At 67.2% G+C, this 12804-nt stretch carries 11 protein-coding genes; 5 read left to right on the top strand and 6 right to left on the bottom strand.

Annotated features, from left to right (window positions below):
* The first annotated feature begins 182 nt into the window (after positions 1-182).
* The 4 genes from AC6R2M_RS10820 to AC6R2M_RS10805 all read left to right on the top strand — a co-directional run bounded on the left by AC6R2M_RS10820 (position 183) and on the right by AC6R2M_RS10805 (position 6272).
* Positions 183-1334, top strand: coding sequence for an AI-2E family transporter (locus AC6R2M_RS10820; RefSeq protein WP_500481993.1), 1152 nt, complete (start codon positions 183-185; stop codon positions 1332-1334).
* Positions 1331-2008: a P-loop NTPase family protein gene (locus AC6R2M_RS10815; RefSeq protein ID WP_500481991.1), complete on the top strand. Its 678-nt coding sequence runs from the start codon at positions 1331-1333 to the stop codon at positions 2006-2008. The genes AC6R2M_RS10820 and AC6R2M_RS10815 overlap by 4 nt, the downstream gene beginning before the upstream one ends.
* A 556-nt stretch (positions 2009-2564) precedes the next feature.
* Complete coding sequence (locus tag AC6R2M_RS10810) at positions 2565-4754, top strand: RNA degradosome polyphosphate kinase (RefSeq protein WP_500487567.1); 2190 nt, start codon at positions 2565-2567, stop codon at positions 4752-4754.
* A gap of 63 nt (positions 4755-4817) precedes the next feature.
* Positions 4818-6272, top strand: coding sequence for a Ppx/GppA phosphatase family protein (locus tag AC6R2M_RS10805; protein ID WP_500487565.1), 1455 nt, complete (start codon positions 4818-4820; stop codon positions 6270-6272).
* A 30-nt stretch (positions 6273-6302) separates the two neighbouring features.
* Here AC6R2M_RS10805 and AC6R2M_RS10800 read toward each other — a convergent pair whose 3' ends face one another.
* From AC6R2M_RS10800 to queE, 5 genes are read right to left on the bottom strand one after another with little or no spacing between them, the layout of a single operon-like run.
* Positions 6303-6884 (bottom strand): hypothetical protein, encoded by a 582-nt coding sequence (locus tag AC6R2M_RS10800; protein ID WP_500481989.1) that lies wholly within the window; start codon positions 6882-6884, stop codon positions 6303-6305.
* Between the two features lie 20 nt (positions 6885-6904).
* A complete protein-coding gene (gene rnd, locus AC6R2M_RS10795) occupies positions 6905-8059 on the bottom strand; it encodes a ribonuclease D (RefSeq protein WP_500481987.1) in 1155 nt (384 codons plus the stop codon).
* A gap of 31 nt (positions 8060-8090) precedes the next feature.
* A complete protein-coding gene (queC, locus tag AC6R2M_RS10790; protein ID WP_500481985.1) occupies positions 8091-8864 on the bottom strand; it encodes a 7-cyano-7-deazaguanine synthase QueC in 774 nt (257 codons plus the stop codon).
* Position 8865: 1 nt separating this feature from the next.
* Entirely contained in the window at positions 8866-9222 is a 357-nt protein-coding gene (gene queD, locus AC6R2M_RS10785; RefSeq protein ID WP_500481983.1) for a 6-carboxytetrahydropterin synthase QueD, read from the bottom strand.
* Positions 9219-9851 carry a 7-carboxy-7-deazaguanine synthase gene (gene queE / locus AC6R2M_RS10780; protein ID WP_500481981.1) on the bottom strand — a complete coding sequence of 211 codons (633 nt, stop codon included), beginning with the start codon at positions 9849-9851 and terminating at the stop codon, positions 9219-9221. Before queE ends, queD begins: the two co-directional genes overlap by 4 nt.
* 247 nt (positions 9852-10098) lie before the next feature.
* On the opposite strand from queE, the gene aspS reads away from it, so the two are divergent.
* Positions 10099-11889 (top strand): aspartate--tRNA ligase, encoded by a 1791-nt coding sequence (gene aspS / locus AC6R2M_RS10775; RefSeq protein WP_500481979.1) that lies wholly within the window; start codon positions 10099-10101, stop codon positions 11887-11889.
* 378 nt (positions 11890-12267) lie between these two features.
* On the opposite strand, the gene AC6R2M_RS10770 is transcribed toward aspS, so the two are convergent.
* On the bottom strand, positions 12268-12792 hold the full coding sequence (locus AC6R2M_RS10770) for a 2'-5' RNA ligase family protein (protein ID WP_500481977.1): 525 nt from the start codon (positions 12790-12792) through the stop codon (positions 12268-12270).
* Positions 12793-12804: the final 12 nt, after the last annotated feature.

Below are 12804 nucleotides of genomic sequence, written 5' to 3'. Positions count from 1 at the left end.
ACGAGTCGGGGTCCGCCGCAAGCGCCAGAGCGGGCATCGAGCCTTCGAAGCCTTCAAGAGGGCCGCCTCGTCGCATAAGGGCGACAGGATGCGCGCCTGGCGCGCGCCTCATCCGACTTGACCGGCGACGCCTCGGCCTCCTATCTCAAGGACCGCTGCGTGATGGGCTGGAAACGGCGAGGATGAACGTGGACAGAAGCCGTCTCCTGCGCCGCCAAGCGCTGTTCTGGGGGCTGGCCGCTGCCGTCTTCTGCGTGTTCCTCTGGCTCTTCCGCGGCATTCTCCTGCCCTTTGTGCTGGGCATGGTGATGGCCTATTTCCTCGACCCGATCGCGGACTGGTTCACCCGGCGCGGCCTGTCGCGGCTGATGGCCTCCCTGCTCATCCTCTTCATCTTCCTCGTCGTCTTCGTCGCGGTGATCCTCGTCGTGGTTCCGGTCATCGGCGCGCAGATCGCCGGCTTCCTGCAGAACCTGCCGCAATATCTGCAGCGGCTCGAGACGCTGGCGATCGAGGCGCGGGCCGGGCCGCTGTCCTGGATGTTCGAGGACACCGAGCAATCCCTCAGCCAGGACTTCACGGCGATCGTGCGCGAAGGCTCGGCCTATGTGACGACCTTCGTCGGGCAGGTCTGGACGCAGAGCCTCGCCGTGGTGAACTTCCTGGCGCTCTTCGTCGTCACGCCGGTCGTCGCCTTCTATCTCCTGCTCGACTGGGACCGGATGATCGAGAAGATCGATTCCTGGGTGCCGCGCCAGCATCTGGCGACGGTCCGGCGTCTGGCGCGCGAGGTCGATCGTTCCGTCGCCGGCTTCGTGCGGGGGCAGAGCACCGTCTGCCTGCTTCTCGGCAGCTATTACGCCGTGGGGCTGACGCTGGTCGGGCTGAATTTCGGGCTCCTCATCGGCCTCTTCGCCGGCCTGATCTCCTTCATCCCCTATGTCGGCTCGGCCGTGGGCCTGATCATCGCGCTCGGCGTGGCTCTGGTTCAGTTCTCGCCGGACTGGATGTGGGTGGCCGCCACGCTCGCCGTCTTCTTCTCCGGCCAGTTTCTCGAAGGAAACATTCTCCAGCCGAAGATGGTCGGAGCCTCGGTCGGGCTCCATCCCGTCTGGCTAATGTTCGCGCTCTTCGCCTTCGGCGCCATCTTCGGCTTCGTCGGACTGCTGATCGCCGTGCCGGCCGCCGCCGCCGTCGGGGTGCTGGCGCGCTTCGCGCTTGCCAAATATCTGGAGAGCGAGGTCTATTTCGGTCGTCCCGTCACCGCGATGCCCGAGCCCGCGCGGCTGGAGGGCGTCGTCGTGCCCCCGTCGAACGATCCGAGGGCCGGTTGAGACGGGCCGCCCAGCTTCCGCTTCCCTGGCCGCGCACGCAGTCCAGCACGCGCGAGGATCTCGTCGTCGGCTCGTCAAACCGGCTGGCGGTCTCCGCCATCGAGGCCTGGCCGAACTGGCCTCATCCGGTTCTCTACGTCTTCGGGCCGGAGGGCTCGGGCAAGTCGCATCTGGCCGCGTCCTTCGTGGAGGCGACGGGCGCGGTGCCGTTCGAGCCGTCCCGCTTCGATCCGCAGGCGCGCGGGTTCACCATGGTCCTCGACGATCTCGACCGGACGGACTTCGCCGAAGCCGACCTCTTTTCGCTGCTGAACGCGGCGCGCCTCGGCGGCGGAACGGTGCTGCTCACCGCGCGCGTGAAGCCCGTCGATCTGGCGTTCCGCACGCCCGACCTTCGTTCGCGCATCGGCGCGGCGACGGTCGTCCCGCTCGGGCTGCCGGACGACGAGCTTCTGGCGGCCGTTCTCGCCAAGCACTTCGCCGATCGTCAGATCGAGTTCGACCCGCGCCTGATCTCGACCGTTCTTCCGCGTGTCGAGCGCTCCTTGAAGGCCGTGCGCGACCTCGTTGAGCGCATCGATCGCGAGTCGCTCGCCGCCCAGCGCCGACCGACGCGCCGGCTCGTTCTCGATCTTCTCGAAGAGGACGCGGAGAAATCGGACGATCCGTCGTGAAACAGCATTGATATCGGGCTAGATGTGTCCCCATCAGCAGGGACCGAAATGGTCGGGATGATCCGGGTCGGATACGAGGAGCGAAAGCGAAGGAAATGCGGGCATTTTCGAGCTTTCGCGACAAAGTTGCCGACCCGGAGCACCCGATCCCGAAGGGACGCGGTCCCGGCTTCGAGCTGCGTCGTCGAACCGCTCGACCGGGCATCAGCCCGCTCATCGCGCTTCTCCTCGCATCTCATGGCCGGACCTCGCGCCATTTCGTTCCTGTTTATGGGGACACATCCTGGATGACCGGGTCGAACCAACGCTCGCAGCTGGAACGGTGATGAAAGACGACGCGCAGAAGACGCCGAAGGAGACCAAACCGAGGGCGCGCCGCGCGCCGCGCGCGCGCCGCAAGCCGGGCATCGCCGTCCTTCACCATCCGGAAGAGCCGATCGCTCTCGCCCCGCCGGACCTCGATGCGCCGCTCCCCGAGGCCTCTGCCGGAGATCATGCCGCCGAGCCGGCCGTGAACGAGGAGTTCGACAAGGAAGCCGCCGCCGAGCGTCCGCTGATGGAGGCGATCGGCGAGGTGCCGGTCGCGCCGAGCGAGCCCGAGCCGGTTCTGGAACTGCCGGCGGACCGTTTCGTGAACCGCGAGGTCTCTTGGCTGCAGTTCAATCGCCGCGTCCTCGAGGAGGCCGGCAACCGCGAGCATCCGCTTCTGGAGCGCGTGCGGTTCCTGTCGATCTCGGCCGGCAATCTCGACGAGTTCTTCATGGTGCGCGTGGCGGGCCTTGCCGGTCAGGTGCGCGAGAAGATCCAGGTGCGCTCCAACGACGGCCTTCTGCCGCAGGAGCAGCTCGACAGGGTCCTCAACGAGGTGGAGCTCCTGCAGGAGGAGCAGCAGGCCGCTCTCGCCGCTCTGGTGAAGGAGTTGAAGGCCGAGAAGATTCTTATCGTCGGCGCCGGTGACCTGAAGAAGGACGACCGCATCTGGCTCCAGCGCCATTTCGACGAGGCGATCTTCCCGGTGCTGACGCCGTTGTCGATCGACCCGGCGCACCCGTTCCCGTTCATTCCCAATCTCGGCTTCTCGATGGCCCTGTCGCTCGTGCGCGAGCGCGGCAACCAGACGATGAACGCGCTTCTGCGCCTGCCGACCGCGCTCCAGCGCTTCGTCGAGATGCCGCCGAGCCCGAACGGCGACCACCGCTTCGTGCCGCTGGAAAGCGTCGTCGCGGCCTCGATCGGCCGGCTGTTCCCCGGCTACAAGGTTCGCGGGCAGGGCACCTTCCGCATCATCCGCGACTCGGACATCGAGGTCGAGGAGGAGGCCGAAGATCTCGTGCGCCTGTTCGAGACGGCGCTGAAGCGTCGCCGCCGCGGCCGCGTCATCCGCATCGAGTTCGATTCCGTCATGCCGGAATCGCTGCGCAATTTCGTCGCCACCGAACTGGGCGTCTCGGAAAACCGTGTCTCCGTCATGGACGGGATGCTGGCGCTCGATTCGGTCTCGCAGATCGTCTCGCTGCCGCGCGACGATCTGAAGTTCGAGCCCTACATCCCGCGCTTTCCCGAGCGCATCCGCGAGCACAACGGCGACTGTTTCGCCGCCATCCGCGAGAAGGACATCGTCGTCCACCACCCTTACGAGAGCTTCGACGTGGTGGTGCAGTTCCTGCGCCAGGCCTCGCGCGACCCGAACGTCGTCGCGATCAAGCAGACGCTCTACCGGACCTCGAACGATTCCCCGATCGTGCGCGCGCTCGTGGACGCGGCCGAGGAGGGCAAGTCCGTCACCGCGCTGGTGGAACTGAAGGCCCGCTTCGACGAGGAGGCCAACATCAAGTGGGCGCGCGACCTGGAGCGCGCCGGCGTGCAGGTGGTCTTCGGCTTCATCGAGAAGAAGACGCACTCCAAGCTGAGCCTCGTCGTGCGCCGGGAGGAGGGGAAGATCACCTCCTTCGTCCATGTCGGCACGGGCAACTACCACCCGATCACGGCCAAGATCTACACGGACCTCTCCTACTTCACGGCCGACCCGGACATCGCCCACGACGTCGGCCAGATCTTCAACTACATCACCGGCTATGCGGAGCCGACCGAGCTGAAGAAGCTCGCCATTTCGCCCCTGACGCTGCGCAAACGCATCATCGACCTGATCGAAGCCGAGATCGAGCACGAGCGGCAGGGCCGTCCCGGCCAGATCTGGATGAAGATGAACTCGCTGGTCGACGCGCAGATCATCGACGCGCTCTATCGGGCGAGCCAGGCGGGCGTGGAGGTCGACCTGATCGTTCGCGGCATCTGCTGCCTGCGCCCGCGCGTGCCGGGCCTTTCGGAGAACATCCGCGTCAAGTCGATCGTCGGCCGCTTCCTGGAGCACAGCCGTATCTTCTGCTTCGGAAACGGCCGGGGACTCCCGTCCGAGGAGGCGATCGTCTACATGAGCTCGGCGGATCTGATGCCGCGCAACCTCGACCGGCGGGTGGAGACGATGATCCCGATCACGACACCGACGGTCCACAGCCAGGTGCTCTCGCAGATCATGCTGGCCAACATCCTCGACAACAAGCAGAGCTGGTCGGTTTCCTCGGACGGCACGTCGCGCCGCATCGAGCCCTCTGAGGGCGAGCCGCCCTTCAACGCCCAGCGCTACTTCATGACGAACCCGAGCCTCTCGGGCCGGGGAAAGGCCCTGAAGACGAATGCTCCAAAGCTCATCGCAAGGCAGCGCGCCGAGCATGGCCAGTTCGACTAGCCTGCCCGGGGGGACGCCCAGTCGGGCCTCCTCCTCGGCCGCCGCCCGGTCGCCGTCGTCGACATCGGGTCCAACTCGATCCGCCTCGTCATCTACGAAGGGCATGTCCGGTCGCCGACCGTTCTCTTCAACGAGAAGGTTCTGGCGGGCCTCGGCAAGGGGCTGGCGCAGACCGGCCGCCTGAACGACAAGGCGGTGGCGACGGCGATCGACGCGCTGCGCCGCTTCCGGGCGGTGGCACGCCAGACGGGCGTGGTCGCGCTCCATCCGCTGGCGACCGCCGCCTCGCGCGAAGCCCAGAACGGCCCGGCCTTCATCCAGGCCGCGGAGGAGGCGATCGGCCAGCCGATCACCATCCTGTCGGGCGCCGAGGAGGCGCGATACGCCGCAGAGGGCGTCCTGTCCGGGTTCCACCTTGCGGACGGCGTGGCGGGCGATCTGGGCGGCGGCAGCCTCGAGCTCGTCTCGATCGACAATGGGCGGATCGGCGAAGGCGTGACCATGCCGCTCGGCGGGCTTCGCCTGATGGATGCGAGCGGCGGCGATCCTCTTGCCGCGCGCTCGATTGCCGAAGGCCATCTCAAGGCCTCGCCACTGGCTTCGGAGGGGAAGGGAAGGCCCTTCTTCGCCGTCGGCGGCACGTGGCGGAATCTCGCCAAGCTCCATATCGAGCAGACGGGCTATCCGCTCCACGTGATGCACGGCTACCCGATGAAGGTGGACGCGATCGGCGAGTTCCTGGATCGCGTCGTCCGGCAGGACCCGGATTCGCTGCCGGGCATCCAGGCGATCTCGCGCTCCCGCCGCCCGCTCCTGGCCTATGGCGCGGCGACCCTGCAGGCCGTCATCACCCATCTGAAGCCGTCCTCGATCCTGTTCTCCGCCTACGGCGTGCGGGAGGGCTATCTCCACGCGATGCTCGATCCGGCCGAGCGGGAGAAGGACCCGCTCTTGGAATCCGCCGCCGAGCTGTCTCGGCTGCGCTCGCGCGCCCCGGCGCACGAGGAAGAACTGGTCGACTGGTCCACGCGCACCTTCGTCGCGCTGGGGATCGAGGAGACCGAGGAGGAGGCGCGTCTGCGCAAGGCCTCCTGCCTACTGGCGGACGTGTCCTGGCGGGCCCATCCGGACTATCGCGGCCGTCAGAGCCTGCATCTCGTCGTCCACTCCTCCTTCCCGGCGGTGGACCATACGGGGCGCGCCTTCCTCGGCCTGACCAACTACTTCCGCTACGAAGGCAATTTCGATCAGCGCATGATGCCGGACATCGAGACGCTGATCGACCAGCGTCTTCTGCAGCGGGCGCGCGTCCTCGCCTCGCTCTTCCGGGTCACCTACCTCCTGACGGCGGCGATGCCGGGCGTGGTCAACCGGCTTCGCTGGGCGCAGGACCCGCGCGGCGGCTTCGCTCTCGTCGTGCCGAAGGATCTGGCCGGGCTGATCGGCGAGCGACCGGAGGTCCGGCTCCAGCATTTCGCCAAGGTGGTCGAGCGCACGCTTCGCTTCGACGTGCGCTGATCGGGCCGCCGGCTGTCCGAGGTCGTTCCGTCAATCCAGCGGGACGACCGACGGCGGCGCCGGAATTGACCGCTGAGCATCTTTCCGGATCGATGAGAGGATTCGACGGCGGATCAGGCCGCTCACCGGCCGTATGGCGTACCAGTAGGGTGTGAAGGCCAGCCGGGCCGCACGGTCGCAACAGAGGACGCGGGTTTCGGTCGAAAGCGCTGTCCCTCTACCTCGTGGTTCGACTGCGAAGTTCAGGGCGAGCTTCGCGATACCCGGCTCGGAAAGCGTGCCGAATGCTTCTCCGTTCTCGAACTGGACGAGCCCGAAGTCGGCTCGCCAGAAGCGACCGGCAAGCCCATAGACGATCTCCTCGCCGTTTCGCGCGAGGAGAGTGAAGTCGTCGATTCCAAAGACCGGTGTCGCGACGCGGTCCTTCGAACTCATCCGAAGCAAAAGGCGCATCGGGAGTTCCCGAAGCCCGATCATCTGCTGGAAGAAGCGATCGGTCTCGGTTCGGTAGCGCTCTGCGGCGGCAAGGGTTGCCTCGGGGCTGGCGTTCACGACGAGATCGTGCTGCTCGCGAAAGTGCGGGTCGGCGACGAAGTCATCGATCAAGGCCATCGCGAGAAGCAGCTCCCTCTTTACCCCAGCGGGACGACCGTCACCTTGCGGTTCTTGAAGGCGAGGGCAGAGCGGCCGTCTAGGAGTTCCAGCGCCCGCGCGCCGAAAAGGTCGCGGCGCCAGCCTTCCATGGCCGGAACGCGCGCGTCCTCGCCATCCAGCGCGATCTTCTCCAGATCGTCGCCGGTTGCGACCAGACGCGCGGCCACGCCGCGCTCCTCGGAGACGATCTTGAGGAGAACGCGGAGGAACTCGACCGCCGCCGCCGTGCCTTCCGGCAGCTGCGGCGGCTTCGGGATGCGCGGTAGGTCGCTCTTCGGGATCGCGAGGGCGCGGTTGACGGCGGCGACGATGTCGCGGCCGGCGCTGGAACGCTCCCAGCCGCGCGGAATGGTGCGAAGGCGCCCGAGCGCCTCCTCGTCCTTCGGCTGCTGCTGGGCGATCTCGAAGATCGCGTCGTCCTTCAGGATGCGCCCACGGGGTTGGTCGCGCGTGCGCGCCTCGCGTTCGCGCCAGGCGGCGACCTCTTTGAGGACGGCCAGTTCGATCGGCTTCCTCACGCGAAGCTTCAACCGCGTCCAGGCGTCGTCCGGGTGCAGGTCGTAGGTCTCGGGCGCCGACAGAACGTCCATCTCGCTCTCCACCCAGCCGGCGCGCCCTTCGGCCTTCAGCTGCGCCGTCAGCGCGCGGTAGACGTCGCGCAGATAGGTGACGTCGGCCAGGGCGTATTCGAGCTGGCTCTGCGACAGCGGGCGGCGGCGCCAGTCGGTGAAGCGGCTGGTCTTGTCGATCCGCCCTTCGGTCGTGCGCGCGACCAGCTGGTCGTAGGCGATCGATTCGCCGAAGCCGCAGACCATGGCCGCGATTTGCGTATCGAAGAGAGGCGCGGGAATGACCTGCCCGAGCTTGTAGATGATCTCGATGTCCTGCCGGGCGGCGTGGAACACCTTGACGACGCCCGGGTCGGCCATGAGCGCGAAGAAGGGCGCGAGGTCGATGTCCTCGCCCAGCGGATCGACGAGGACCGCGAGGTCGTCGGACGCCATCTGGATCAGGCAGAGCTCGGGCCAGAAGGTCGTCTCGCGGATGAACTCCGTGTCGACGGTCACGAATTCGGCCGTCGCCAGCGTGGCGCAGGCCTTGGAGAGTTCGGCGGTGGTCGTGATGAGGTTCATGGAATCCCTCTTAGACCGGCTCTGCCGCCGATCAAAGCATCAGTCGGTTGTGAGGACCGCTCGTCGGGCGTCTAGGGATCGAGCTCGACGATTCAGACCGCGCCTCGCCGCGAAAGCGGCGCCAGCCGTCGGCGCGCAGCTCGCAGGCGGGGCAGGTGGCGCACCCATAGCCCCATTCGTGCCGATGTTCGCGGTCGCCCTGGTAGCAGGTGTGCGTCTCCTCGCAGACGAGGTCGAGGAGGGAACCGCCGCCGAGCCGTTCCGCCAGCGCGAAGGTCTCCGCCTTGTCGATCCACATCAGCGGCGTGTGGACGACGAAGCGCTCCTCCATGCCGAGATTGAGCGCGAGCTGCATCGCCTTCATCGTGTCGTCGCGGCAGTCCGGATAGCCCGAATAATCCGTCTCGCAGACGCCCGTGACGAGGTGCTTGGCGCCGCGCCGATAGGCGATCGTCGCGGCGAAGGTGAGGAACAGGAGGTTGCGGCCAGGCACGAAGGTGTTCGGCAGCCCGTTCGCCTGCATGGCGATCTCGGTCGCGCTCGTCAGCGACGTCTGCGAGATCTGGCCGAGAAGGCCCATGTCGAGGAGATGGTCCTCTCCGATCTTCTCTCCCCAGTGCGGGAAGTCGCGCTTGAGGCGGTAGAGGATGCGCGGGCGAACGTCGAGCTCCACGCAGTGGCGCTGGCCGTAGTCGAAGCCGACCGTCTCGACATGTTCGAAGCGGTCCAGCGCCCAGGCGAGGCAGGTGGTCGAATCCTGCCCGCCCGAAAAGAGGACGAGGGCCGTGCCGCTCTTCTCCGCCATCTCAGCGCCCTTCGTACTCGGCGAAGGAGTGCGGCGTCTCGAAGACCCGGACGCGCGACAGGAGCGGCAGCGAGGGCTTCGCCCGATCGTAGATCCAGACGGCGATGTGCTCGGCCGTCGGGTTCTCCAGCCCCTCCACCTCGTTCAGCGTGTGATGGTCGAGCCGCTCCATCAGCGGCGCGAAGGCGTGTTCGACGTCGAAGAAGTCCACCACGAAGCCGGTCTGCGGATCGACCGGACCTTCGAGCTCCAGATCGACGCGATAGGAATGGCCGTGCATGCGGAAGCATTTGTGCGTCTGCGGCACGTTCGGGAGGCGGTGCGCCGCCTCGAAGAAAAAGCTCTGCGTGATCTTCATCGGATTCCGAGCATCTTGTGGGTCTGAAGGGTCAGCCGCCAGCGCGGGTTGGCCATGCAATAGGCCACCGCTTCGGCCGTGTTCTCCAGCTGGCGCGGCCCGTCCATGGGCTGGAGGAGGAGGTGGTGGAAGGAGAGATGAGCGAAGCGCTCGGGTTCGGCGCCGATCTGCGGATAGACGAGCTTCAGCTCGTCGCCTTGCGTGACGACGAGGTCGGCGCCGGCCTTGGGCGAGACGCAGAGCCAGTCGATCCCGGCCGGCGGGGCGACCGTGCCGTTGGTCTCCACCGCGATCTCGAAGCCTTGCGCGTGAAGCGCGGCAGTCAACGCCTCGTCCACCTGCAGAAGCGGCTCGCCCCCGGTGAGGACGACGAGGCGGTCGCCCTCGACATCGCCCCAGGAGGCCGCGATCGCCTGCGCCAGCGCTTCGGCGGAGCGGAAGCGCCCGCCGCCGGTGCCGTCCATGCCCACGAAATCGGTGTCGCAGAACCGGCAGACAGCGCTCTCGCGGTCCTCTTCGCGGCCGCTCCAAAGATTGCAGCCGGCGAAACGGCAGAAGACGCTCGCGCGGCCGGCATTCCGGCCCTCGCCCTGCAGCGTGTAGAAGATTTCCTTGACGGCGTAGGACATCGCTCGGCGGGTGCGCTTTCGGTCGGGCTGGGTTGAACGGCGGCGGGCGCGCGTGGCGCTCCCTCGATCGAAGCGTTCTTTAGGGATCGAAGACGGCAGCCTCAAGGAGCCGTCGCCGGGAAGGTTGCTTGCCCGTCCGGCGCGAAACTTGACAATCTGCAAGCCTTTTGCGCTTGTCCGCCCCGATTTCGAGGGTGGCCCGGAGCCGGCCGCCCGCCTTTCGACCGAGCCGGAAAAGAGCCCGCTTATGCACCGCTATCGCAGCCACACCTGTGCCGCCCTTCGAGCCACGGATGTCGGCACGAATGTCCGCCTGTCGGGCTGGGTCCACCGGGTGCGCGACCATGGCGGCCTGCTCTTCATCGATCTGCGCGACCATTACGGTCTGACCCAGATCGTCGTCGATCCCGATTCGCCGGCTTTCAAGACGGCAGAGACGGTGCGCGGCGAATGGGTGATCCGCGTCGACGGCGAGGTGAAGGCGCGCTCGGCCGAGACGGTCAACGCCAAGCTGCCGACGGGCGAGATCGAGCTGTTCGCGCGCGAGATCGAGGTTCTCGGCCCCTCCAGGGAGCTGCCGCTGCCGGTCTTCGGCGAGCCCGAATACCCGGAGGACATCCGTCTCACCTACCGCTTCCTGGATCTGCGCCGCGAGACGCTGCACCGGAACATCATGCGCCGTTCGCAGATCGTCGCCGCCATGCGCCAGCGGATGAACGAAGCGGGTTTCAACGAATTCCAGACGCCGATCCTGACGGCCTCCTCGCCGGAGGGTGCGCGCGACTTCCTGGTGCCGAGCCGCCTGCATCAGGGCAAGTTCTACGCGCTGCCGCAGGCCCCGCAGCAGTACAAGCAGCTCCTGATGATGTCGGGCTTCGACCGCTACTTCCAGATCGCGCCCTGCTTCCGCGACGAGGACCCGCGCGCCGACCGGTTCTACGGCGAGTTCTACCAGCTCGATCTGGAGATGAGCTTCGTGGAGCAGGAGGACGTGTTCCAGACCATGGAGCCCGTCATCCGCGGCATCTTCGAGCAGTTCGCGGACGGCAAGCCGGTGTCGCAGACCTTCCGCCGCATTCCCTACGCCGACGCGATCCGCACCTACGGCTCCGACAAGCCGGACCTGCGCAACCCGATCGAGATGAGCGCCGTCACCGAGCACTTCGCGGGCTCGGGCTTCAAGGTCTTCGCGAACATGATCGCGAACGACGCGGAAGTCGAGGTGTGGGCGATCCCGGCCAAGACCGGCGGGAGCCGTGCCTTCTGCGACCGCATGAACTCCTGGGCGCAGGGCGAGGGGCAGCCGGGCCTCGGCTACATCTTCTGGCGCGAGGAGGACGGCAGGCTCGGCGGCGCCGGCCCTCTCGCCAAGAACATCGGCGAGGAGCGCACGGAAGCCGTCCGCACCCAGCTTGGCCTGGAAGCGGGCGACGCCTGCTTCTTCGTCGCCGGCAAGCCGTCGAAGTTCTACCCGTTCGCCGGGCTGGCCCGCACGCGCGTCGGCGAGGAGCTGAACCTCGTCGATCGCGACCGGTTCGAGCTCGCCTGGATCATCGACTTCCCGTTCTACGAATGGGACGAGGACAACAAGAAGGTCGATTTCGCCCACAACCCGTTCTCGATGCCGCAGGGCGGCATGGAGGCGCTGGAGAGCCAGGAGCCGCTGTCCCTCAAGGCGTTCCAGTACGACATCGTCTGCAACGGCTTCGAGATCGCGTCCGGCGGCATCCGGAACCAGCTGCCGGAGGTGATGGTCAAGGCCTTCGAGATCGCCGGCTATTCGCGCTCCGACGTCGAGGAGCGCTTCGGCGGCCTCTACCGGGCGTTCCAGTACGGCGCGCCGCCGCATGGCGGCATGGCGGCGGGCGTCGACCGCATCGTGATGCTGCTCTGCGGGGCGAAGAATCTGCGCGAGATCGCGCTCTTCCCGATGAACCAGCAGGCGCACGACCTTCTGATGAACGCGCCGAACGACGCGACGCCGACGCAGCTTCGCGAACTCGGCCTTCGCACGATTCCGGCCGCGCCCAAGGGCTGAACTGCCTGAATTTTTGCAGTGGCGAGTGAGGCTCCATTCCTCTCCCCTCGGGGGAGAGGGTGGCCCGAAGGGCCGGGTGAGGGCGCTCGTCGAGCGCAGTCGTCCGAGCCGTTCGGCTTCGCCGCCCCTCATCGCCTGCCGGCACTTCTCCCCGCTGGGGAGAAGAACGCAGCTTCGACCTATTCTTACGGTCGTCCGTTCGCTGCCGTTTCCGAAAGAGGCTCCATTCCTCTCCCCTTGGGGAGAGGGTGGCCCGAAGGGCCGGGTGAGGGCCTCGTCGAGCGCGGCGCCGGCACATTCGGCGCCGCGGCCGTCATGCCCTCATCCCGCTGCCGCGACCTTCTCCCCACGGGAAGAAGGGAGAATTCCGACGGCAGCTTATGAACCGACGAACGGAAACGCGCCCGCCGCCTCCCACGGCGCGCCTCGGTAATGCCAGAGCAAAAGACCCGTGCCGGTCGCCTCAAAAGGCTCGAACCCGGCCGAAAGCTCCGCGAACAGCGCCTTGGCCTCCGGCGCCGGCGCCTTGTTCTGGATGGTCACGTGCGGGCGAAACCCTTGCGCGTCCTGCGGCGTCAGCCATAAGCGGAAGCGCTCCGCGAGCTCGCCGCGCAGATCGGCGAGCGCGGGCGCGCCGATCTCGTAGGCGCAGCCATAGCCGAGGAAGCGCAGGCCGGTGACGGCGAGGGCGATCGGGGAAAGGTCCCGCGTCGCCTCGCGCAGAATTCGTGCGACCTCGCGCTCTTCGCCGCCCGGCAGATGGTGGAAGAGCGTCAGATGGGCAGGGATGTGGTTGCGGTGCGCCGGGAAGTGGCGCACCCGCATGGCCTGGAAATGCCGGAAGCTCGACGCGTCGAACGCCAGCGTGACGATGAGGGGCGCGGCCTCCGTCTCAAGCGACATGGCCGCGTCCGG

The sequence above is a fragment of the Aureimonas sp. CAS genome, from assembly GCF_059838215.1.
This window is presented reverse-complemented; position numbering and strand designations above follow the sequence as displayed.